This window comes from Pedobacter psychrotolerans (assembly GCF_004340665.1).
GTDB classification, from domain to species: Bacteria; Bacteroidota; Bacteroidia; order Sphingobacteriales; family Sphingobacteriaceae; genus Pedobacter; species Pedobacter psychrotolerans.
On sequence record NZ_SLWO01000002.1, the window covers coordinates 361,795 to 387,095 of the forward strand.

16 protein-coding genes are annotated in these 25,301 nt (G+C 40.3%); 3 read left to right on the forward strand and 13 right to left on the reverse strand.

The window, feature by feature from the left end; all coding sequences use genetic code 11:
• The first annotated feature begins 249 nt into the window (after positions 1-249).
• Positions 250-1,053: an alpha/beta fold hydrolase gene (locus tag EV200_RS05200; RefSeq protein ID WP_132529900.1), complete on the forward strand. Its 804-nt coding sequence runs from the start codon at positions 250-252 to the stop codon at positions 1,051-1,053.
• A 1,796-nt stretch (positions 1,054-2,849) separates the two neighbouring features.
• Complete coding sequence (locus EV200_RS05205; RefSeq protein WP_132529902.1) at positions 2,850-3,677, forward strand: SGNH/GDSL hydrolase family protein; 828 nt, start codon at positions 2,850-2,852, stop codon at positions 3,675-3,677.
• A gap of 3 nt (positions 3,678-3,680) precedes the next feature.
• Here the strand turns inward: EV200_RS05205 and EV200_RS05210 are convergent, their stop codons facing one another.
• From EV200_RS05210 to EV200_RS05250, 9 genes are all read right to left on the reverse strand, one after another.
• Positions 3,681-4,826: an SGNH/GDSL hydrolase family protein gene (locus EV200_RS05210; RefSeq protein ID WP_132529904.1), complete on the reverse strand. Its 1,146-nt coding sequence runs from the start codon at positions 4,824-4,826 to the stop codon at positions 3,681-3,683.
• A 30-nt stretch (positions 4,827-4,856) separates the two neighbouring features.
• Positions 4,857-7,526 (reverse strand): alpha-L-rhamnosidase, encoded by a 2,670-nt coding sequence (locus tag EV200_RS05215; RefSeq protein ID WP_208864508.1) that lies wholly within the window; start codon positions 7,524-7,526, stop codon positions 4,857-4,859.
• Between the two features lie 112 nt (positions 7,527-7,638).
• Positions 7,639-7,845: a hypothetical protein gene (locus tag EV200_RS05220; protein WP_132529906.1), complete on the reverse strand. Its 207-nt coding sequence runs from the start codon at positions 7,843-7,845 to the stop codon at positions 7,639-7,641.
• Between the two features lie 363 nt (positions 7,846-8,208).
• Complete coding sequence (locus EV200_RS05225; RefSeq protein ID WP_188754104.1) at positions 8,209-9,900, reverse strand: hypothetical protein; 1,692 nt, start codon at positions 9,898-9,900, stop codon at positions 8,209-8,211.
• A 92-nt stretch (positions 9,901-9,992) separates the two neighbouring features.
• Positions 9,993-11,729, reverse strand: a complete 1,737-nt coding sequence (locus tag EV200_RS05230) for a RagB/SusD family nutrient uptake outer membrane protein (protein ID WP_165877865.1) — start codon at positions 11,727-11,729, stop codon at positions 9,993-9,995.
• 10 nt (positions 11,730-11,739) lie between these two features.
• On the reverse strand, positions 11,740-15,126 hold the full coding sequence (locus EV200_RS05235) for a SusC/RagA family TonB-linked outer membrane protein (RefSeq protein ID WP_165877866.1): 3,387 nt from the start codon (positions 15,124-15,126) through the stop codon (positions 11,740-11,742).
• A gap of 229 nt (positions 15,127-15,355) precedes the next feature.
• Positions 15,356-16,480 (reverse strand): FecR family protein, encoded by a 1,125-nt coding sequence (locus EV200_RS05240; RefSeq protein ID WP_132529912.1) that lies wholly within the window; start codon positions 16,478-16,480, stop codon positions 15,356-15,358.
• Between the two features lie 65 nt (positions 16,481-16,545).
• A complete protein-coding gene (locus tag EV200_RS05245; RefSeq protein ID WP_132529914.1) occupies positions 16,546-17,118 on the reverse strand; it encodes an RNA polymerase sigma factor in 573 nt (190 codons plus the stop codon).
• Positions 17,119-17,316: 198 nt separating this feature from the next.
• Positions 17,317-18,342, reverse strand: a complete 1,026-nt coding sequence (locus tag EV200_RS05250; RefSeq protein ID WP_132529916.1) for a GntR family transcriptional regulator — start codon at positions 18,340-18,342, stop codon at positions 17,317-17,319.
• 125 nt (positions 18,343-18,467) lie between these two features.
• Between EV200_RS05250 and EV200_RS21880 the strand changes: the two genes are divergently transcribed.
• Positions 18,468-18,614, forward strand: coding sequence for a hypothetical protein (locus EV200_RS21880; protein ID WP_208864509.1), 147 nt, complete (start codon positions 18,468-18,470; stop codon positions 18,612-18,614).
• Between the two features lie 200 nt (positions 18,615-18,814).
• On the opposite strand, the gene EV200_RS05255 is transcribed toward EV200_RS21880, so the two are convergent.
• From EV200_RS05255 to EV200_RS05270, 4 genes are all read right to left on the reverse strand, one after another.
• Complete coding sequence (locus EV200_RS05255; RefSeq protein WP_132529918.1) at positions 18,815-19,993, reverse strand: glycoside hydrolase family 76 protein; 1,179 nt, start codon at positions 19,991-19,993, stop codon at positions 18,815-18,817.
• 543 nt (positions 19,994-20,536) lie between these two features.
• On the reverse strand, positions 20,537-22,906 hold the full coding sequence (locus EV200_RS05260; RefSeq protein ID WP_244312959.1) for a GH92 family glycosyl hydrolase: 2,370 nt from the start codon (positions 22,904-22,906) through the stop codon (positions 20,537-20,539).
• Positions 22,907-22,914: 8 nt separating this feature from the next.
• Positions 22,915-24,123, reverse strand: coding sequence for a glycoside hydrolase family 76 protein (locus EV200_RS05265; protein WP_132529920.1), 1,209 nt, complete (start codon positions 24,121-24,123; stop codon positions 22,915-22,917).
• Positions 24,124-24,172: 49 nt separating this feature from the next.
• Complete coding sequence (locus tag EV200_RS05270; RefSeq protein WP_132529922.1) at positions 24,173-25,300, reverse strand: SusE domain-containing protein; 1,128 nt, start codon at positions 25,298-25,300, stop codon at positions 24,173-24,175.
• Between the last annotated feature and the right edge of the window lies 1 nt (position 25,301).

Here is a 25,301-nt window from a genome sequence, read left to right on the forward strand (position 1 = left end):
ATCAATTAGTTTTAATTCAGTCAGTGAGACACCGACCGATAGGTAAATAGATTTCGATCCAGACAAGGACAATAAAAAAACCTCTGCTTAAAGTTTGTCAAATATTTACCATTAAATATCACCTGAAACAATATTGTTTATGGCCTGTAATAAAACAGAAAATCCAATGAAATAGTAAGCCAAGGATGCCTGTGAATTAGATTAATTTCTTGTTATTTGAAAATTCTGATCCTTGCTATTTTATCGCTTATGAAAGTTTGTCTTATTAGTTTTTTGTTCCTTTTAGTCGGCACGGCTGTCACCTATGGCCAGATAGATACCTTAATAGCAATTGGAACTTATAAACTGCACTTCAAAATAATGGAAGGTAAGGAATCACCAATATTGTTCGAATCTGGTGGTGCACTTGATGCAACTCAATGGGATTCTATTTCTACTGTACTCAATCAAAAACTAAACGCAACAATTATTACTTATGATCGCCAGGGCTTTGGTTTAAGTGGGCTGGATACCGTAGAATATAATATCCTCAACGAAGCTAAAGGCCTGACATTTGCACTTCAAAAACTTGGCTATGCGCATCAAGATCTATTATTGGTTTCTCACTCATTAGGGGCATTTTATTCTACCCTGTACGCATCAAATCATCCAACCTCTGTTAAAGGGATGATCATGTTAGACCCCAGAATCCCATCTTATGCGGATATGCGCTTTGCCCATAGGATATTTAAAACCTTAAACCGAAGCAATTTTGGTAAAAATGACCTTGGTTTATATTATGTGCTTGCACAAATGGAGCAGAATAGCAATTTTATGAGAAAGAAAGTTATTCCATCCAATATACCTGTATTGGTGGTGATGGCTGAGAAAGGACCATTTGATAATAAAATTGATAATGATAGATTTCAGGAAGCCCAGCGGCAGTTTATCAAAAAGCGGGAAAAAGGAAGCTTGATCTTGGCCAAAGGAAGTTCTCATAACATACCACAAGATCAGCCTGAATTGGTGATTTCAGAAATTGAGAATTTTTATAGGAGGTATGTGCTAGAATAACCGATCGATAGGTTATGGCGATCGCTACTCCCCTCCTTTTTTTAAGGAGGGGTGCCTGAAAGGCGGGGTGGTTAAAGCCCCTACCTCTGATTACATTTATTGAATATTTGGTGTTTAACCCCTATCCGCCTATCGGCACCTTTCACTTGAAAGGGAAAGGGCGATGAAAAAAATATTTATCAAAGCTAAACGCACATCACTCAATCAGTTACTCTTCTAATAAATACAATCTTTCAGTTTTATCTAGATGAAAATTTATTGAATTAATCCTGTCGGTGATACACCAGCAGATGGGTAAAAAGTTTAAATCAAAATAAATCTTTTGTAAACAAAATTTTTGTAAACTTTTTTTTGTTTACAAAAATTTTGTTTACAAACGGCGAAACTTTTTTTCTGTAATCATTTTTTTGTTTCGCTAAAAAATGTTTCAAATTCTATTAAAACTCGTTTGCCAGTAAATAATAGAATGCTTCCGGGCTTTACATCTAACTCTATAAAAACCAGCGCAATTAACCTTCGCTATTTAATTTCGGTCGGTGAGACACCGACCGATAAGTAAATACATTTATTGAATATTTGGCAGTTAACCCCTATCCGCCTAGCGGCACCTTTCCCCTGAAAGGGAAAGGTCGATGAAAAAAATATGTATCGAAGCTAAAACCACATCGCAAAATCAGTTAATCTCCTAATAAATACAATCTCTCTTTCCTATTTAGATGAAATTATTGAATTAATCCTGTCGGTGATACACCAACAAATAGGTAAAAAGCTTGAAACAAAATACATCTTTTGTAAACAAAATATTTGTAAACTTTTTTTTGTTTACAAATATTTTGTTTACAAACAGCGAAACTTTTTTCTGTAATTATTTTTTTGTTTCGCTAAAAAATGTTTCAAATTCTATTAAACCTCCTTATGCCAGTAAATAAAAGAATGCTTCCGGGCTTTACATCTAACTCTATAAAAACCAGCGCAATTAGCCTTCGCTATTTAATTTCGGTCGGTGAGACACCGACCGATAAGTAAATACATTTATTGAATATTTGGCAGTTAACCCCTATCCGCCTAGCGGCACCTTTCCCCTGAAAGGGAAAGGTCGATGAAAAAAATATGTATCGAAGCTAAAACCACATCGCAAAATCAGTTAATCTCCTAATAAATACAATCTCTCTTTCCTATTTAGATGAAATTATTGAATTAATCCTGTCGGTGATACACCAACAAATAGGTAAAAAGCTTGAAACAAAATACATCTTTTGTAAACAAAATATTTGTAAACTTTTTTTTGTTTACAAATATTTTGTTTACAAACAGCGAAACTTTTTTCTGTAATTATTTTTTTGTTTCGCTAAAAAATGTTTCAAATTCTATTAAACCTCCTTATGCCAGTAAATAAAAGAATGCTTCCGGGCTTTACATCTAACTCTATAAAAACCAGCGCAATTAACCTTCGCTATTTAATTTCGGTCAGTGAGACACCATAAGTGTTTGGAAGATTATGATTTATCAATTGAAAACTGCTACTGAATGGTTAACCACCCCCTGCCCCTCCTAAATTAGGAGGGGAGTTCCCCTCATAGCTGTATAATTGTAACCTACGAATTAATCTTCCTTACAACTGAGGTGAGACACCGACCGATAGGTATAATTGGATTTATTCATCAGAATTTCACCTTAATATTAAAATTTCGTAAGACAGATCGGGATAGTTGATTGGTATAAAATTTTTACTATTGTAGTGGAGCGCATTCCATATTAACTGGTCGCTTAAAAAAGCAGATTGTATAAACTTATTGATGAAAAAATATCTTTTTATATTATCACTTACATCTTTAATCACCTATTTAAAGCCTACTGAGCAAACCTGGGTGGCCATTGGTGATTCGATTACTTACCTGAACGACCATCAAGAAGAAACCGGAAACCGGGTAACCAGTGGCTACCTTAGCCGCGTAGTAGCGCAACTTCCAACAATTAAATACATTAATAAAGGCTACAATGGTTGGACTTCAGGCGCTGTGGCCGAGCGAATAAATAATCTCAGAATTCCCCCTGCAGATATTTATACTATTTTTCTAGGCACCAACGACTGGTGGGCTGGCAGACCTATAGGGCACAAATCAGATTATGTTGAGGCAAAAGGAAATATTTCTCTTTACGGATCATACCGAATAATTATCGACAAGCTTCGATCGATTAATCCCCAAGCAAAGATCATTTTGATTACGCCCATGCAACGGGCAGATTTTGTTTATATCGCTGATCCTGCCAATAATGCATATGGCTCTTACAAGGCGAAGGCAGGGCAGCATCTGGAAGATTTTGCGGCAGCTATCAAAGAAATCGGAAGGATGGAGAAACTACACGTGATTGACCTTTACCATGATCGTTCATTACGATTGTCAAAGCTTATTAAATTCAAAAAATTAAGGGTACCGGGAAGTCATGATTATAAAAACTATCCCCTCAAAGCTTCATTCAAGATACCTTTTCACCCCGGAACAGATGATTATCCTTATCCACCTGAAGCCATGGCGATGACTTATGATGGTCTGCATCCTTCGGATGAGGGTAATGCCGTGATTGCCAAAAGGATTGTCGCTGTATTTAAATCGATGAAATAATTGCTATTTTGACTTGATGAATATGCCACATATCATCTGCGCATACCAGCGAGAAAGATAATCATTGGGGTGGTTTACATTATTGCCCGTCATATCCTGATAATTTTTTCTTTTTAGTAAGGCCCGGTGAACGCCAGTCATATCAGCAGTCACTACCTGTTTTCCTGATAATTTTTTCAACTCGTGAATATATTGTTCCTGAAGTCCATTCTGTGTTGCATCTGGATTGGCAAGCATGGGTGCAAGCAGTATAAATTCAGTTGCAGGACTCACCTCTAGCGTACGTGCTATGATTTGCCTGATATGCTTAAGGTATTCATCCGGACTCACCTGGGATGCACCGTCATTCATTCCAAAACCAATAATAAGTAGATCTGGCTGTTGTGTTGCTGCCAATTTAACCACGTTTTCTGCACCCCAGCTGGCCATTTTTCCGGCAACTGAGGGATTTGAATATATTATTTCACTCTGGAAGTGGCTGCCCAGTTTCCAGCGCACAAGTTCAGGCCAGGTTGGCATATAAGGTGCACCATTCATTAATCCGCTTGAATTGTAGCCTACTTCAATGCTATTACCAAAAAAGCAGATTTTCATCGGTAATCTTTTTTTGAGTTTAAGTCGCGTATTAGGAAGCGCATCTTTATTTACAGCAGGCACTGGCCCCAACCAATGCGCATTCCGCTGTCGCTTATAAGTCACGGCCAATTGTCTGGACTGAAAATATAATCCTTCTTTAAAAAGGACGTATGAAGAATCTGCTTTACCAGTCATTGATAACCCGGCCTTCTTTTCTGTAAAAACCAGATCTGATCGATTAAAGTAAGGCACCTTTGATCCAGGCAAGATCACTAGCTTACCCTTTTTCAATATCCAGTCTTTACCGTTTATATACTTTATACTATGATCAGTTGACCTTACAGCGGTAATTTCCATCGCAGGGAAAAGGAGTGTTGCAAAATTTTGTTCCCCATCACGAATAACCATTACTGTTTCGTCAACAATCTGTGTCGAACTCCAAAAGGGGTGCATATACGTTTCAAGATCAATAAAATCTTTATAACGCATGTCCAGGTCTTGCTGCTGTGAATAGGCAAGGCGAGCAAACAGCAAAAAGAGGGTAATTAATACAACGCCCTTATTGTAAATCATTTTTGATTTTTTAATTCGGATACTGACTAGTTATTTTAATTCAAATACATATCGGCCAGCACTTATGTTAATGGTATTACTAATTTGCTTTCCATCTAAATAAACCTTTGTACCTCCGATAACCGGAATTTCGACACTGGCAGTTGAATTTGCGGGAATCACCACATCATATTTCACCCCTTTAGTGGTTCGTTTCCATGAAGATAGAATAGCGCCATAAGGCCCGGTATGAGAGGCTTCAAAATGATTTAGACCTTTAACAAAGTGTGGTTTCAACAAAATATTCTTAAAACCAGGCTGTTTTTCATCAATCTTAATTCCACCAATTCCTTTAAAAAACCAGCCGCCTATTTCACCAAACATCATGTGGTTATCAGAAATATCCCGGGTGGCCTGCATGTCCCAATTCTCATGTAATGTGGTGGCACCGTTAACAATCCACCAGCCCCATCCCGGATACGTGTCTTGTGATGCCAGCTGATAAGCAATATCACTATGACCATTATCACTTAATGCATTCAAAACTGCTTTTGCACCCAATACGCCAACATCAATGTGCATCCCATCTGCTTTCACCCGTGCAGCCAGATTATCGGCTACCATTTGGCGCGATGCATCAGGTACAATATTCCATTGCAATGCCATTGATAATTCTGTTTGAACACCTTTGCCGTAAATGCCGGTAGCCGGATTAAAAAACTTTGCATTGATGGCATTTTTTATCTTTTCAGCCAGCGCACTGTATTGTAAATAGTCGTTTTGATGACCAAAAAGTTTGGCTGCTTTTGCCAGAATATCGGCATCTACATAAAAATAAACAGAAGAAGTGTATTCTAAATCTGAAGTTGATTTAACCGGAACCCAGTCTCCTCTTCCAAATGTGGTAAGGTAGCCTTTGCTTGTGTCTTCTACGTAGTCGACATAACTTTTAATACTCTGGTAATTATCACCCAGCAGTTTACTATCGCCATAAAATAGGTAAATATTCCATGGTATAATGGCTATGGTACTGGTCCAGTCTGTTCCGTTTGCCGTTCCATAACCCCATCCACTTGTTGGAATGATATCAGGTAAAACGCCGTTTGGTTGCTGTTCATCGCGGTGGTCACCCATCCATTTTTCATAAACGGTGATACCATCGAAATTGTATAGACCGGTTTCAACTGCAAAGTGTCCATCACCTGTCCAACCATTTTTTTCCCTTTGCGGACAATCAGTCGGAAAACCATAAAGATTTGATAAATAAGAATTATTAGTGGCCCACCATAATTTATCCACCAGGCTATTGGATGAGGCTATTTTACCTACGGCAGGTACATCGCTATGCATAAAATAACCTACGAGGCTTTTTTCACTTAATACAATTGGCTTAGAACTCATCACCTCCACATATTGAAACCCCTTATAATTAAAAAGGGGCATAAACGTTTCTTCACCTTCCCCGTTCAGGATAAAAATATCTGTTTGAAAAGGATCTGATTGATCTTTGGGACGGTGATAAACATCAATATTAGATAAATCGGTATGGCCATTTGCATATAAACGCTCGGCATGTCTCAAACGGATTACGGTACCTTTTTCACCCTTCACCTTTATTTTACTTACGCCTGCTATATTTCTACCTAAATTAAATACGTAAGTCGTATCGTTGAACTTGCGCATGGTTTTGACCGCAATTTCCTCAACATTTCTGATGGGGTGCATCACCTGCGAAACAATATTTTTTGATGGAGCAGCCCTTAAAGTAATGCCCCGCCATTTTGAATCATCAAAATCTGCTGTATTCCAGCCTTTCTGTTCTAACCGGGCATCGTAATGTTCAGCAGTATAAATGCTGTTCGAAATAATCGGACTCAAACTTGTTTTCCAATCATCACCAGATTTGATTACGTCAACAGTGCCATCTGTGTAGGTAATTCTTAAATCGAGGCAGAAGGTGGGTCTGGCTCGCCATGGAGCCTTATCAAAATTCCAAACTGCTAATGATTGATGGTTATACCAACCATTACCTAACAGTACGCCTATGGCATTATTTCCTTGTTTTAGGTTGGAGGTTACATCATAGCTTACATACAGGTTTCTCCTGTCGAAACGGGTATACATGGGGTCCAGGCGATGATCGCCAACTTTTTTTCCATTGAGATAAAGTTCGTATAAACCTGCGGCAGCGATGTAGGCCCTTGCTGATTTGATTTGCTTCGCCGGACTAAAAACTTTTCTAAAATACGGAGCTGGCATGGTGTTCACATCATTCCGATCACTAATCCAGGTGCCTTTCCAGTTTTCCATGCCCATCATCCCCATCTCAAAGTTAGCCATTGTGGTTTGCAGAGGCTTTCCGTCCTTATCCCATAACGCCAATTGCCAGTAATATTTTGTAAATGGTCTCAGTGCTGCACCGTTATAAGTGATTAAGCTATTCGAGTTCAGAACCTTTCCCGAATCCCAAACTATGCCGGTTTTATTGATCAGCTGGATAGAATCAGTTCCTACTAAAATTCTATAAGCCTGCTGGAAAGCACCTTTTCTATTGTCTAACATCAGCCATGAAAGCCGCGGAGAAGCGTTATCAATCCCGATTGGGTTAATGAGATATTCACATTTTAAGGCTGAGGGTTGGGCGGCTACAGGGGATATGCCGAAGCGCATAAATAAAAAGAAGTTGGCAAATAGTAAAATTAGGCGAATGTGGGAATTCATATATTATATTAATTGAAGAAATAATAGAGTTGATATTTATTACTAAGCCGAGCGCCCTCAAATATAGCGGAAGAGATGGCTAGCCAGATTTATATTGCGTGAATTTATGAAACTATTTCTGTGATTTAGCGTATCTGTCTAAGCCGATAACTTTTTGCTTGTCCAGTATATTCAATCTGGTTTCCAAAGCAGTTTTCCTCAGCTCGCTTAATGCTTTACGACAGCGAACTGCCGCCTTTAAATTATTGTTCGTTAAAAATTTAATATAGTGCCCGTTGGCCTCTTCGGCTAAAAGGATTAATTTTTGAAGTTTTTCCATCGCTATACTGATTTTCCTTAGTCAATTAAATAATTTAGTTTATCGTAAATAAATAACCGCAACAAAGTTTAGTGTGCGGGTGTGGCATTTTACCACAGCCCGCATAATAAGTTATCTTCTGCAAATGCTTATAGCTGGAGTTCGGTTAAGAATATACAATAGAATAAATATAAACAGGTATTTTCTTTTAACCACCCCGCCCTTTGGGCACCCTCCGATGCATCGGAGGGAATTACAAACGCCATTCCCTCCGATGCATCGGAGGGTGGTCGCAGACCGGGGTGTTAAAATCAATAATTAGTTATTCAATTTATAGGATCGTAAAGCATACCCTCATCTTAAATTCTCATACCCTTACCGTCATTATTTTACGCTGGTTGCCAGATTCAGTGAAATCAGATTCCCCTGCGGCATCACTCTAAAAACTGCCCCGTTTGATGGCTTAGAAAAAGCACCTTTATTAACTAAAAGGCTGTAATCCATACCTTCGAAATGACAGGTAATACTGCCTTTATTGATTTCTTTAAAAGGAAGTTTTGATCCAGGGACAGCATTTAAATCCAAATACCAGTTCAGCTTTTCTTTTGTAACAATCTTTAAAGTGAAGGTTTGCTCATTGAAATCCATTTGCAGGTTTCCTTTAATGGTTGTTAATGGCCACGATACATGCACTATAGTTTTACCGTTATCTGTAAAAACGGGATTACCGCCTTTCAGAAGAACCTCTTTTCCATTGATAAGTGCTTTTAAACGTAATCCGGAAAGCTGATCTTTTTTACTCCACAGGTAACCTTCCACTATAGGAAGGGTAAAAAATGAGCATTCATTAGAAGTGGCTACCTCAGTAGTGTATTTATCTGGAAAATTCTCGTTAAATAAGTGAATGTCGCGAATTCTTAACCCATCATTTTCCCAAAGCAGGTTCATTCTATAAAAACGACTGTTATACCATAAGGTTTTCTGATCGCTCCCTTCCATATCTTTGGTTACAGCAAATGAGGTGGCCGGTGTAACTTTGTATGTTTTTTTAAACCATAAACCCGATTCAACCATCGTTTCTACTTTCAATTTGCCTTCATTTCTTAATTTGGCAATGAGCGGCATCTGGATTTCAAAACCTTTCTGCACATCCTTCCAGATAAATGAATTTTCCTGACCTGCCTGGGTATAATTAAATCCCAGAGAACGATCCTGAGTAAAAGTTTTAAAGAACCAATCTACCCAGCTTTGATCACCACCACCAAATTTATAAACCGGCTCAAGAGTAATTACGCCTTGTCTTTTTGATCCTAAACCTGTGTCGTATTGACGGATGGGATCACTGCCCAACATCCTGAACACAGGAACAGGAATTTGTTTTTCTGCATTTTGCGCTGGCATATAGGAGTTAATTTTGCTTGGGTAATAAGCTTGATTCCAGTACCCACCCCACAGCGTATAACCATCGGTACCGTATTGGTCTTTACAATTTGCTGAAGCCACAATATGGTATTTTTCATACATGTAGTTCAGGCTATGGGCATCGATAAACCATGATGCCACAGATTTTGGATAATAGCCAAAAACCTTTTTAAAATCTGCCATATAAACATCAATAATTTTTTCGCGTTCAACAGGCGTATATCCGGTAGCGAAACCCACATCAGCATGCCAGTCCCAAGGGTAGCGACCCCGCCATTTTAATCCTGCTTTCTCAATCAGCGGCTGAGGGAGTTCCCACCATGCACCAATTTCAAAAGAATCTTTAGGCAGAGATGATAACAATTTCTGATACCTCGGATCCATTAGCGCATCATACTGCAGCAAAAATGTTCCTGGTAAATTGTATTTTTTGAGGATCTCCACCTGGCTGACTACGGTTTGGTAAAGCACATCCTGGGTAATCGCTGCATCTCTGGGTTCGAGCAAACGGATGAAATTTACAATATTAACTATTTTAGGACCATCCTTCGGTTCACCATCTGAATGCTTAATAAAATTAATGAAAGAGGAAAAGCCGACCAGCAGCGCCGGAAGAAGAAAAAGCAACGGAAGTTTATATTTATTTTGCATCATATATCTGTTTTTTAATTTTTGTTTTTTAAGGTAGCCATACCTTCAATTAAAAAACCGGCCGGACAAAGCCGACCGATTCAACTAACTAACCTTTACCATCCTGGATTTTGCTCCAATTTTTTTCCGCTATTGGCATAAAATGAAATTTCTCTCAGCGGGAGCGGCTGAAGATAATCTCTGGCCGGGTTAAATTTGCGCCCGGTTTCTGAGATCAAAAAGCCGTTCGCATCCACCCTGGTCAGGTATGCTGCATTGCTATAGGGCGTGCGGGTTGCCCACTGGGTACCTGTAATTTTAATTCCTTTAATGTCTTGTGGTAATTCTGTCTCAGCGGTTTTCCATCTTCGCAAGTCATCATAACGAAAACCCTCCAAGGCCAGTTCAACTGTCCGCTCTCTCCTGATTTCGTTTCTCATGTTCAATGCATTTGCACTTACAAATGCATTGGTGATTTTAGGCATACCTACACGATCCCGCAACTTATTAAGGCTTAAATCTAAATCTACATCTGTAATGGAACCGTTTTTTTCATAGACAGCCTCTGCGTAATTCAATAATATTTCAGCATACCTGATGATGTGTTTATCAAAATCAAATAAACTCGCCGTACCTAAACGTCCTGAATTATTCGCCGCTGCATCTTCTGACATATATTTATACAGAATATACCCGGTATTGAAATTACGCTGGGGATTATCCGGCCAGTTGGCTACTTTGGTTACCGAGTTGAACACCCGGTTGGTTAAGGTTCCGGGAATAATCATGGTCATGGTCATCCGGGGGTCTCGGTCTTGAAACTCAGAAACAAAAGTCTGGTAACCTTGAAATACCGTGCCTGGTGAAGTAATCGGCAAACCATTTTTATCAAGGTATAAATCGGCCATTTTCCGTGTTGGATTGTATCCATCCTGATCATAGGCATAAGGCACATCATGACCATATATATTTCTGGCATATCTTCTGTCGAGCATGGTTTCTTTTGAATCATCGCCAGCTTCTAAAAAAAGGTAACGGTAGCTTTGCGCACCATTGCCGGTGTATAGTGCATAAACCCCACTATTGATGACCTCCTGCGCTGATGCAATAGCCGCATCCAGATAAGTATTTGCATTCGCTTCCCCGCGAAATTTTAACCATGTACCCTCAAATAAAGCAACTCTGGATGCAAGCCCCGCCGCCACACCCTTTGAAATCCGGCCAACATCCACACCTGTAACAGTTAAGGGAAGGTCTGCTTTTGCTGCCTGAAGATCGGCAAGAATAAAATCGGCAGTTTGTACCATGGTAGAGCGGGGCGCAAATAAGGCTTCGTCGCCAGTTTGCAGTACTTTAGAAATGAGCGGCACGCCTCCATATAGCCTGAACAGTTTGTAATAATAGTAAGCCCTAAAAAAACGGGCTTCTGCTACATATCTTTTAATCCCATCATCCGTACTGGTAGCACCCTTATCAATAATGTTATTTGCATAGCGGATATTCGTGTATAACCCTGACCAATCAGTAGTTTCTGAAGGCAAAAGCTGTCCATTACTCACCGAATTTGGGTTATTAAAGGCAATGTCTGATTGCGTATCTTCAGTTCCCCATTGGTCGAGCCCCTGGTACAACAGGTTTGCTGCAAGCTTGTAATCAGCGGCTGTTTTATAAAATGTAGCATCTGAGATATTGTCTTCAGGCACCAGATTTAGATCTTTTTTACAGCCTACGAAAAGCGCAATCGCCAGTAGCACCATTAGGCCCACCTGCATTTTGCCTGTAGTAATCTGCCTTCCTGATAAAGCAGGTAGGCTGGCAGGCTTGTTATATTGATGAATATTTAGAATTTTCATAAAAATTATTTTAGAATTTAACATTCAAACCAAGTGAGTAAATTTTACTGAAAGGATAAGTTCCTTCGCTTCTAAAGGCATCTTCAGGATCGAAATTTCCACCCAATGTTCCTTTTGAAATGGTAAAAAGATCCGTTCCGCTTAAGAATAATCTTGCTGATTTAAGCTTAACCGCTTTCGCTAAATTATCGGGCAGGTTATACCCCAAAGTGATCACCTTGAAGCGTAAATATGCCACACTCTGCATAATTAGTGTTGATGATCTGTAATTATTAGCACGAAGATCGTCATACCCTACATTGCCCGGAATAAACCTGGGGTACTGTGCATCCGTACGGGATGGACTCCAGGTACGATCGTTATAATAAGCCAGTGATGGCCAGAAGAATGTATTTGGAGTAGCAATATTGCCTTGGTATTGCACATCACGTTTTCCAACACCTTGAATGAACACCTGTAAATCAAATTGTTTCCAACCCAGGTTAATGTTAGATGAGAAGGTATAGCGTGGTGTTAAATCACCAAGATATTGCATATCGCCGGCAAGGCCTTTACTTTTGTCGCCAAATGGAGTTAACACGCCATCTCCATCCAGGTCTTTAAACATGGCATCTCCAATACCGATTCTGGCAGGAATGCCTTGAAGCTTTTTATAACTGTCAAGCTGGGCCTGGTTCTGAATGATTCCATCAAACACATACCCGAAATACGAATTCATGGCATAGCCCTGTCTGTATTGATTCAAACCCACCTGCGGGTTGTCGGTGTTCTTTAACTCCAGTAATTTATTTTGCGCATCGCTTAACTGAATGGAAACACTGTACCGGAATGCACCTGCCTGATCTTTCCAGGTGGCAATCGCTTCAAAACCTTTGGTTTTTAATTTCCCCTGATTGGAAGAGGGTGCTGCGCCGCCAAAGGTGGCCGGAACAGCAATGGCTACGAGCATATCGTTATTGATTTTATTGAAGTAATCAAAGGAGAAGCTTAGCCTTGAATTCATCATCGCCACATCTATACCGATGTTTCGGTTTTCGATGGTTTCCCAGGTACGATCGGCCGATGCCGGATTTGACCGCGCTCCCTGCACACCTGCATTTGGAGAACCCAGCGGGTAGGTTCCAACAACATTAACCAGCGGAATGTAGTCGTAAAGGCCTAATGCACCAATTTCCTGGTTCCCCATTTTACCCCAGGAAGCCCTGATTTTTAACTGATTGATGGTTTCAATCGATTTGATAAAACTTTCTTCTGAAAGGTTGTAAGCCAGGGATGCCGAAGGAAATACGGCACTCCAGCGTTCATCTTCAGCAAATTTGGAACTTCCGTCAGCACGGGCGGTAACGTCTAAAATGATCTTATCCCTGAAAGAATAACTTACCCTTCCGAAATAAGAGCCCAGGGATTGCCTGTTTAAAAACCCTCCGAAGTTAGCATAAGCAGCGTTTGTCCGGTCGGCCAGGTTTAAAGTAAAAATATCATTGCTTACAAAGTTATATCCCCAGGTGTTCTGCCCTTCACTTTTAGTCTTTTCAATAGATGCACCTGCAGTAATATTAATTTTGTGGCTTTCACCAAACTGCTTATTATAGTCTGCATAAAGCTGGTAAAGTTCATTAATACTCCTGCTGTTACTGTACTGAGCTGAGTTGGGGGTTTGACGAATATCCTGAACACCTCCTGCATAATTATAACGGGTAAATGTTGGTTTTGTGTAGTTATTGTTATTATAATTTAACCTCAAAGCCGCCTGTGCCGTAAGCTTTAATCCGGGAATTACGCTGTAGTCTGCCTTAAAATTGGTGGCTAAATTGGAGGTGTTGTCTCTTGATGTGCCCGCCTCGCTCAGGCTCTGCGCCGGATTTTCATAGCCTTGATAGCCATAAAACTGACCTGAAGGATTAAATACCGGTTGATATGGAAACTGCCGGGTTACATTAGTCAGTGCATTACCCAAATCAGTTGGATTGGTATTGCCCAAATTGGTATAACTCGTACGGGTTTCGAGATTTAATTTTGGCGTTAGGCGAAAATCATAGTTTAAACGCAGGTTGTAGCGTTGAGAATTATTGATCCCGTAACGCACAATTCCCTCATCTTTATTGTATCCGGCCGAAAAGAGGTAGTTATTGTTTTCTCCCCCACCTGAAATGGAGATGTTGTGTAACTGTTGAATGGCATTTTTATAGATCTCTTTGTTCCAATCGGTATATCCATAAAAGCCGGGATAATTGGTAATGTTGTAATTCCAACCTGTTGTTTCTACAGGCGCATTAGCACGGATCTTATCAAACACCGATTGTGGAAAGCCTGCAATGCCTACATTACGCAATCCTTCATCCATGAACTCAGCAAATTCCAGCGTATTTTGCATTTTACGCAAATAGGTAGGCTGCTTTAATCCAAAGGTTGCGCTGTAACTTACTTCAGATGTCCCGCTTTTGCCTTTTTTGGTGGTTACGATAATTACACCATCCCCGGCGCGTGCGCCATAAATGGCGGCAGAGGCATCTTTCAACACCGTTACTTCGGCAATATCACCGGGGTTTAAAGCATTGAAGGTGGCAAAACTGGTTGGTATACCATCTACAAGCACTAATGGCGAATTACCATTAATGGAAGAAGAACCCCGAATATTAAAACCATATTCTCCCGCTCCCGGTTGTCCGGAACCTTTGGTAATGGTAAATCCGGGTACAGTACCTTGAAGGGCATCCAAACTGTTATTAAGCGCCCTGTTTTCAAAAACTTCAGCCTTTACGGTTGATATCGCTCCAGTTACAGCACCCTTGGCTCTGGTTCCGTAACCCACCACCACCACATCCTGCAATTTTGTATCTACCTTAATCAGTTTTACATTTAAAGTGGACTGCCCGCTATACGTTACCCGCTGATTTTGATAACCCAGAAAGGAAACCACCAATACCGCGTTTGCAGTAGGTACGTCCAATGAAAAATTACCATCCACGTCTGTCGTGGCACCAATTTTTGTCCCTTCTATTAAAACGCTCGCCCCTACAATTGCATCTCCATCAATAGCATCGGTAACCTTTCCACTTACACGCTGTCTCTTTTGCACCGAAGGGCTTGGTGTGGGAGAAACGGGCCTGCTCGTAATTAAAATCGTTTTATTTTTGATCGTAAATTCAACAGGCTGATCTTTGAAACAAAGTTCCAATACGGCCATCAAATCCATGTCTTTAGCTTTAATGGAAATGGGCTTTGTGTTGCGCACATCTGCATTATTATAGAGAAAATCATAGTCCGTTTGCTTTCTGATCTGGGCAATTACTTCCTTAAGCTTAGCCTTATCGGCATTAAGATTAATTTTCTGCGCAAAGATTTCAGCCTTTACCTGAAGAAACGTCACAATTAAAAACACTAGCGTTAGTTTCATTTTTAACAAAGAGTTGGAATATACATAGGAGTCCCTCCTGAAAAGTAATTCAGTAAATTTTTTATACATTTGGTTAATGGGTTTAGTTAAACTGTTGTTGGTTTAGGCCCCTAAAGGCTATTTTAAGTCCATTCACCAGGAGCGGTTGCAACGTTCCTGGTTACTTCTCATTTTAGTTAGGTTTATTTTATAGTCATTCCTCCTTTCTAATGTGCATTTAGTTCCGATCTCAATTACTCACGATCACCTTGCCGGAAGTTATTTTAAAGTGTACTTTTCCCAATTTCTCCAGATTAGCTAAGGATTCGGACAAGTTTTTAGCACGGGAAAATGTTCCTCCGAACCTTTCTGTGCTCTTTTTATCTAAAAATTCAACATCAACATCGTACCACCTGCTCATTATTTTCATAATGGTGTAGATACTTTGGTTATCAAACTGGAAATAGCCATTTTTCCAGGATAGTACTTCATCTGTATTAATTGGTTCAATGCTGATTCCCTGATTAGCCAGGCTGGTTACTGCGCCCTGCCCTGGATGTACGAGTTGAAATTTGCCTGAATTTCCTTTTCGAACATTAATTAACCCGCTGATCAAAGCAGTTGTTGTCTGCTCATCCTCCGCATAGGCGCTGACGTTAAAATGCGTTCCCAAAACCGTTATTTGCTGGTCGGCAGCCGATACAATAAAGGGCTTGTTTTGATCATGTGCCACTTCAAAGTAAGCCTCGCCCGTTACCGTGACCGATCTCTTTCCTCCGGTAAAAGCTACCGGAAACGTAATAGATGAGGCAGCATTGAGCCATACCTTTGTTCCATCAGAAAGGACCAGCTGGTATTCTCCGCCGCGGGGCGTCGTGACTTTATTAAACAGATCAGCCTTATTCTTACTCACATTTGATTTTGCATAAACCAGTGTCCCATCATTTTTCTGGCTAATGCTTACTTCGCCTTGGGTGGATATATTTCCTGAAATATTTTTTCCGAGTACCACATCCTTCCCCCCTGCCAACGTTAAAATAGCTTTATTGCTTCCGGGTTTAATCTCTTTAATCTGCTGATGGGTAAGCGTCTGTTTTTTAGTGTAGTTTGTTTGCCCAGGCCAAAATATCGCAGCAATTAGGAAAACTGCTGCCGCAGCAGATAACCACTGCCATAACTGATGTTTCTTCGGGGAAGGATTCAATTTAACCCAAACCCTTTCCTGAGCTTGCTTAATATCTTCAGCTCCTATATCCTGATTTTCAGGCTTCCAGTTCAGGTACCAGGTTTCCAGAAAATCAAGTTCATCGGGCTGTATAGAGCCATTCTTGAATTTTTGCAGCAAATCATCAATATCGTACTGGCGAGGCATCATTTGGTTTGGGTTATAAAGTATAGACAATTGTCTACCCTGGTATGGGGGTAAAAAATAGATGGTAATCAGAAAAAAAATATAGTAATGAAAATAAGCACCCCAAGTTTTACCCTGAGTACCTTCAAAGCATTTTTCACATGGCTCCTAACAGATTGTTCGGTGATATCCAGGTGATCGGCAATTTCATTATAGGTAAGGTGATCAGCCCTGCTCATTAAAAAGACCTTTCGCATTTTGGGCGGCAAAGCATCTATTTCATGATCGATCAGCTTACTTAGCATTTTTTCCCTTACCAGATGGTCGGTTATGGCTTCAAATTTCTCATCCAAAGCCAGGGTTACTTTATATTTCCCTTCAAAATTATGACGGGCAATCAGGTTCAGTACCCGGTTTTTAGTGGCCGTGATTAAGTAGTTGATTAAACTTGTTCGGATGCATATTTTACTACAGTTTGTCCAGATATCCAAAAAAATCTCCTGAATTACATCTTCTGCTTCCTGTGAATTTTTTAAACGATTTCGGGCGTGAACATACAGCACGCTAAAATAGCGCTCATAGAGTTCGGCATACGCAAGACGATCACCTGACTTGAGTAAATCCCAAAGTTGTAGATCGGATAGACAATTATATTTGGTCATCGGTTAAAGTTTTGTGCAAATGCAAAGTTCTTAGCGCTTTCACCGTAATCAAATGTAATAATAGGGAAATATAATCGCAACCCAATCTGTCTGACAGGAGGCTTTCAATGAAATTAGCAGTACCATTTTATTTAAAATAAGCGGATTGTTTTCCATATCATATGGCCTACCAAATGGCTGATATTAAAGGCAAGTCATTTAAACAGAGTTTCTGAGGGTTACTTTAAATGGGATTGCGTTACGGGATACATCATCTTCCATAATCATATCTGCAGTGGTCTCACCCATCATTACAAAATCTGTGGAGATGGTGGTGATTCCATTTAAAATCAGTCGTTTGATTGGTGTTTCATTGTAAGAAATGATGCCGATATCCTTACCTATGACCAGTTGAGTAAGTAAAGATTTATCTATCAAATCAATCAAGTCATCTTCCATGAGGTTGATATATACCGTGCCCGGCATTAAGGTTTCATTTTTAAGATTTGATAAAATTTCGTAATCATAAGCATATTGAACACAAAAATTAATGAATCCGGCAAGAATGGATTTAGAATAATAGCTATTAGCCGGAAAAATGATTTTTAAGATTTGATATTTCCGGAGTCGCTCATTCAACTCCTCTAAAGCGTGGTAAATATCTTTTTCAAAGTCTTCATAAACGGCTCTGAAGTTTCCGGAAACCTCATTTATCATTTTATCTACCAGAACAAGTTTATCTTTTGGAATAGTATCTATAATTTTATAACTGTGTTCATCTTCATCAAAAAAATGAGGAATAATAACCACTTTATCGTACAGCCCCGCTTTGTCTTCAATTAATTTTTTAAAGGTTCTGAAATCATTATTATAAATGTAAAAGTCAATTGCACCATTAGCCCCAAGTTTAGCTACCAAAGCATCGTATATGATTTTCTTATGGTTACTCAACTTATTAAATAACAGCAATACCCTTTTCTGGCGATCAAAGGAAACACTGGAAATAAAATAACCTTTACCGGGAACAGAATCGACCACTCCGTTCTTTTTTAGATGCCCATAAGCTCGCTCAACGGTATTTCGAGCTACCTCAAGGGCCATACTCAAATCATTTATGGAAGGAAGTGTATCCTGAAGATGTAATTCCTTGGTTTCAATACCAGCCAAAACTGAATTAAATATCTGCAGATATTTAGGCGTAACCGACTCTTCATTCAGCTTGATAAATTTTAAATAATTCTTCATACATATAAAATTTTCGACATTCAATCTGTTACGGTTCGAGAATGGGAAGGGTTACATATGACTAGACAGTTAACACCAAGACTATGGGGGTAAAAAATTTTAATTATTAATTTTTAGTTTCCTGAATGAGAAAGGAAATCATGTATGGATATTTTCTCGTGATTGGTGATCATGCCAACCAGAAGTATAAAATATGTAGACCGATAGGTTATGGCGGTCGCAACTCCCCTCCTTTTTTTAAGAAGAGAATGCCTGAAAGGCGGGGTGGTTAAGCCCCTATCCGCCTAGCGGCACCTTTCCCCTGAAAGGGAAAGGGCGATGAAAAAAATATTTATGGAAGCTAAAAGCACATCGCAAAATCAGTTGGTTCGCTGATTAAACTACAATCTTTCTGTTTGATCTCATGCTGTGAATTTTTAATTCAAGTTATGCGATTTTATCTCATATTACTTACTTTCCTTCTAAAGAAAGACTATTTATTTTTGATATTTAACAAACTCATTCTGGCATACAGCTCTGCGATGCAAGCCTGATCGAGCAACCATTTAGGTTTCTTTTTTGAGGCTTCATCAGTTGCCCATTTCGCCGTTAAAAACCCGTACTGATCAGCTGATTTTTTCCATGCTTTATCTAAATCTGAGGCTACAGCATTGATGTAAACCGGATTTTGATTAATGTGATAAAGTGCTTCATACCCACGGAATAAAACCGTAACAAACCAAGGCAGATCGATATTAAAATGCCTGTCCAGGCTTTTATTCCGATTAGAGAAGAAACGATATGAATTTGCAGCCACGAGTTCAGCTTCTTTTAAATATTTTGATTCTTTGGTGAATTGATAAAGCAGTACAGAAGCTTCCAGCATCGAACCTGTATTGTAAGTGTAATAAACCCCATTCGGCTTACCATCCATTTTAACATCATTGTAATAAATTCCATCCGGATTTCTAAGGGTATCATGCATCCAGTTGTAAAACTTCTTACCCCAATTCAGGTAAACCGGATCATTTGTACATTGATAAAGTTTCAATGCAGCCAGTGTAGACATTCCGTTGCTGCAAGCCGGCTTCTGGTCTTTGTGACCTTCCAGCCAATACACTCCACCGCCCAGCTGATCATCCCATCCGCTTAAAATAAAATCAAAAACTTCCTTTGCTTTGGTGATATACTTTTGATCTTTTGTATTTAAATAAGCTTCCAGGTAATCAATGCAAACCAGTGCGTTATCGTCATAATATCGATCTGATTTCTCCAGCGTAGCCGGATAGGCCTGGTAACCTACGGGAGATCTGGTGGTATCGCGATAGGCCGAAACTCCAGTGGTTAGCGTATCCAGGTATTGATTGTATTTAGACTTTAAATCCGGATAGCGCACCAACACATTTGCGGCTGAGAACATTCCTGAAAACGGCCACAGAAAACTAACCGCTTTGGCATCTACATTTGCACCCTGAAAGTAATCCAGCGAAACCTTTTTTCCCGATGGATAATTCTCACTGAACAGACCAGGATATTGTTGCACCCGGTAATGATTCCATATTTTATGAAACATGGCATCTGCCCTATCTTTGTATAGTGCATTGTGTTTTGTCTCCTGGGCAGCTCCATTCAAGCAAAAAAACAGGCTTAAGAAGTAAAGGTATGGCTTCATTATGTTATTTATTTATTAAGGTTATGGGTATGATTAGATCAAATTCGTCATTGGATGCACGAAGCAATCTCATCTATAAGAAAGATTGCTTCGTCGCTGAAAAAGCTTCCTCGCAATGACGATGAGCGGTGAAGACTCTTTTATTAAAGCCTAAATATGAACGGTCGTCATTGCGAGGCACGAAGTAATCTCATTTATAAGAAAGATTGCTTCGTCGCTGAAAAGCTTCCTCGCAATGACGATGAGCGGTGAAGACTCTTTTATTAAAGCCTAAATATGAACAGTCGTCATTGCGAGGCACGAAGCAATCTCATCTATAAGAAAGCTTGCTTTGTCGCTGAAAAAGCTTCCTCGCAATGACGATGAACGTTGAAGACTCTTTTATTAAAGCCTAAATATGAACGGTCGTCATTGCGAGGCACGAAGCAATCCTAATGCGTTCGCTATAAGATTGCTATGAGATTGCTTCGTCGCTAAAAAGCTTCCTCGCAATGACGATGAGCGGTAAAGACTCTTTTATTAAAGCCTAAATATGAACGGTCGTCATTGCGCTGATGGTGGCGGCAATTTCACACCCCAGTTTTGATTGGGTTGATCACCCATTTTTAAAGTCAATGTTCCACCTTTCATCAGTTCATCCCGGTAAAGCCACGCATTGTTCAGCGTTTTACCATTCCACGTTGCAGACTGTACATAAACGTTTTGCTTCGAATTATTGCTGGTTTTGATCAGGAGTTTCTTCCCATTGCCGAGGCGTATTTCTGATTGATCAAAAACTGGACTTCCAATTTGAAGGGTTGGCCGGGCATCAGTTAATCCTTTCACATCAAACAAACCTATAGAAGCCATTACATACCATGAACCTAACTGTCCCTGATCTTCATCCTGCCCGTAGCCGTAACCATGAATGCTTTCGGTTCCATAAAACTCATCACAGATCGCCCTGGTCCATTTTTGTGTTAACCATGGAGCCGATGAATAATTAAAAAGCCAGCTGATGTGCAAATTGGGCTGATTTCCATGGTTATAAAGCGATTGAATCCCTGCAAAAGCATCAATCGTTTTGCCTCCACCGAAAGCATTTTTCTGCGAGGTTTCGAAAATATTATTCAGACGTTCATTGAAAGTTTTAGTTCCTATTTCAGCAATTAAACCCTTTGGATTTTGAGGAACATAAAAAGTATATTGTGTTGCATTCCCTTCCTGAAAACCTCTCCAGGCTTCTAATGGATTAAAATTTTCGATAAACTTTCCACTTTGGTTCTTTGGTCTGATCAGCTTCAAATCCTGATCAAACAATAACCGCCAGCCATTTGATAAACCCATCAGCTTTTTATAATCCGCTGTTTTCCCCATCTGTTTGGCCAGTTGAGCCGCAGCAAAAGCACTGTAACTGTATTCCATGGTATGGGAGCCAGAAAAATGCGAACCAGTAGAATCCGTTTTATCGGCATCCAAATAAGGTACAAAGCCGTTTTGCACAAAGCTTTTGGTATCGGTTTTACCTGATCCAACCAATCTGTTCTCGAAGTTTAATTCATTACCCAATACCGCTTTGTAGGCTAAATTTAAATCATAATCACGGATTCCGGCCTGATAAGCACCGGCAATAGCAAGGCCTACAAAATTGGTTCCTACTCCTGACACGAAATTGCTATTGGCTATTCCGTCCCCAAACCAACCGCGTTCTTTATAAATCTCCAGTTGCGTATGTACAAAATCATTGTAGTGCGAAGGATAAGACAATGCCCACAGTTGCGTAATGTTCCAGAAACCGCCCCAAATGGCATCGGTATTCATAAAATTATAGCTGAATTTACCATTTTGGTCTTTGGGTAATTGTCCGATAGTGCCATCATGCCGGGGAAAATTTCCGTTGATGTCGCTGGCAATTCCACGACCAAGTAAGGCATGATATAATCCGGTGTAAAATTTCACCAGATCGACTTGATTTTTACCGGAAACTTTGATTTTAGCCAACTCATTCTGCCATTCCGATTGAGCGGCCTTTTTAGCACCATCAAAATTTAAATCAGCGGCTTCGGTCTGCAAATTGAGTTTAGCATTTTGAACTGAAGTATACGATAAACCCACTTTGATTTCTACACTTTCATTTGCTTTGGTTGGATAACCTAAAAACAATCCTGCTCCAATCCCCTGCGATGTTCTGGTATTTGTACTGGTTTTTTCCTGATTGAAAGCCCCTACACTGGCTGGCTTTTTATTAAGTTCACCATAGAAATACATGGCTACCCGTCCGCCTTCATCATAAGTTTTTACATATTTTGGATAGGTGATCACGAAGCCTTCAAAATGCGTATCATCTGTCATTTTAATGGACGCATCTGTTACCGGACCGCTTTCTCCCTGAATGTTACCAATGGAAAGAATTATCCTCGACTGCTGATTTTCTGGAAAAGTGTACCTGTGGAAACCCACTCTTTTAGTGGCGGTAAGCTCTGCCTTTATTTTAAAATCATCAAGTAATACCGAATAATAGCCGGGCTGGGCAATCTCATTTTTACGATCAAAAGCAGATCGATAACCGCTTCCAGCCTTATCGAGCAAACCTGGCACCGTTTTGAGCTCACCTGCTGTGGGCATAAAACTCACACCGCCTACCTGCCATTCGTGGAAATGCACAAAACCTTCAATGGAGTTATGCCGTGTATCGTAACCTACGGCTTCCCAGCCTTGCAGGTTTCCATAACTTCCATTGGTGGAAGGCGCCAGTTTAGCCATCCCGTAAGGCACAGCGGCAGGGGTATAAAAAAACCACCTGCTATGCGCCGTGCCTATATTCGGGTTGACAAACTTTAAGAGATCCTGCGCAAAAGCACACGGCACCACGAAAAGCGAGAGCATCAAAATAAGGAATGTTTTATTGGCCGTTTTCATAAGGTTAGCTAGCATAAAATGAATTAATATTTAGAAAGGAGTGCCTGAATCCGCTGCATCCAGGCCTGATCTACCGTTTCAATTTCAGGCGAACGGTTTTGCCCGTCAAAGCCTGCGAAGAAATAATATCCGAAGGTAGTTTGATTCCGGTTGGCGATGTTTAACCTGTTGATATTTTCTTTTGCATACACCAGCCAGCTTTCATTTTTATCGGCTTCATACAGTCGGATCATGGCCTGCGATCCCCATGCACACCATGCCGGGTTAATTCTGGTTTCATTGGTATTGAAAATATATCCTTTCCAGGCAGAGTTCCATAACGTAATATTCATGGCTTTTCCTATGTTTTGTGCCCGGGTAAGATAAGCCGGATCGTTCATGATTTTGCTGTACAAAATAAAAGCCTCTACCATAATGGCATTATCATAAGTGAACTTATCCGTGTGTCTTTTGCCCTCACCCGGACCATCAATTTTCCAGATGTATAAACCACTGATCGGATCATACATTTTTGCATTCAGCCAATCATTCACCTGTTTTGCCCAATCGCGGTAAATGCTTTCACCCGTTAAACTGTAAAGCTTTAAAAATAACTGCAGTGTGAGTCCGTTGGTTTGGGTAGGTTTCTCCGGCTTTAAAGTATTCCAGTAAAATCCGCCACCATAAACATTGTCCCACAAACCAGAATTGATTAACCAATCGCCGCAGGCTTTGGCCTTGGCTAAATAAGCCTGTTTGTCTGCACCTGTCGTTACCTCATACGCTTCCAGATAAACCATTCCGCTCAGGGCATTATCATCTACATATTTATCGCCACCAGCCCCGCTTCCATCCAGATTTACGGAAGCAAAATAACCACCCCGTAAATCTTTTTTATCCCACATGTTCTCCATGAATTTGAAAGTATTATTCATGTAGGCCAGGTGTTTGGTCTGGCCGATTCCCACCATTGCGGCATCGGCATAAATCTGACTCACGTTGTACCATTCATAACAATTATTGGCGTGCGTGGTGGTATTTGCCCGGTAGCCGTAACTGGCGGTTAACAAATTATTCGTGGTAAAAGTGTGTGTTTCCTGCGCCAGTTTTAGGTAGTCAACCGATGCACCCGGGCCTGTAGTGGGAGGCACAACCGGCGGTGGTGTTACCGGAGCAACTGCCGAATCCTTTTTACAGGCGGCCCAAAAAAAGATGGACAAAATCAGCAAGGCATTTAAAAATATCTTTTTCATAAGTAGATTTTTAATCCACCGGCCTAAACCGATGGAGATTTAACGTAGGTTATTGCGTGGTCACCGTATGGGTATAAGGTCCGTCGGCGTTAAGGCTGAGCACTACCTTAACATTCTTGTTATCAGCCGATGGATTAAACTTATAGGTATTATTCCACTGATCATTACTTACTGCATTGAGGTAGAAATAAGCAGCACCCTGCCCCACCGGACTTACATTATTCACATTACTGCTGCCCAGATAACGAATACCTGCTGAAGTGTGCATGGCAAATTTATAGCGTTCATCTCTGCCCCAGGAGAACTGATAAAACACCACCGGAATGTTTCCAGACTGCCAGGTACCGTTTGAGGTATAAGTCAGCTGACCTATTTCATTGCCGTAAGCCGACATGTATAAACCCAAACCCTGTACCTCAACAGCATCAGCCACGGTAGCCACGTTGAAATCATATTTTAAATAGTAAACTTTAGCAGTACCTGTAACGGTAATGGTGTTTGTGCCTTCCTTTACTAAAGCACCTTCGGTGAAGAATTTCCTGGCTGATGAGGTGGTTTGATCAATCAGTTGATAAGTACCTGGTTTAAGCGTGGTATAAATTTCAAAAATTCCCTCGTCCAGCTTTTTCATTTTAACGGCCTTGGTAAGGTCGTCGCCGGCTTCAGTTGCAGAACCCGTGAGATACAGATTTGCGGGTACTTCGACGAATCCGGCCGGGCGTTCCACTTGCAGGATTCTGCTTTCCTGCCCAGGCTTTTTATTGGTGGCTTTAGATGCAATTACCGTCCATTTAATATTTCCGGTACTGGAAGAATTGATCCCGCATAATGCGGCAATTTTAGTCAGGTCTTTATGCGTAATGGTTACCTGAGGTTGCACTCCTGCAGCATCTGAAAGCACCTTATAAACGGGTTTGGAGAAATCACCACTTTCTTTATCGAAGGCCACTTCGTATAAAATAAGTCCACCATCTTCTGCGTTAGCTGCCGTCCATTTAAATTGTTGGGTGGCCTGGGTATTGGCAGGCGTTAATTTGATACTTTGTTGATTTTGAGGCAAGGTTAAACTCCCGATGGGATTTAGATTTTCATTTAAATCTTTCTCCTCCTTTTTGCAGGAGCTGAGGGCGATAAACGATAGCGCCAGCAAAACGAATGTTGTTTTTAGATTTTTCATA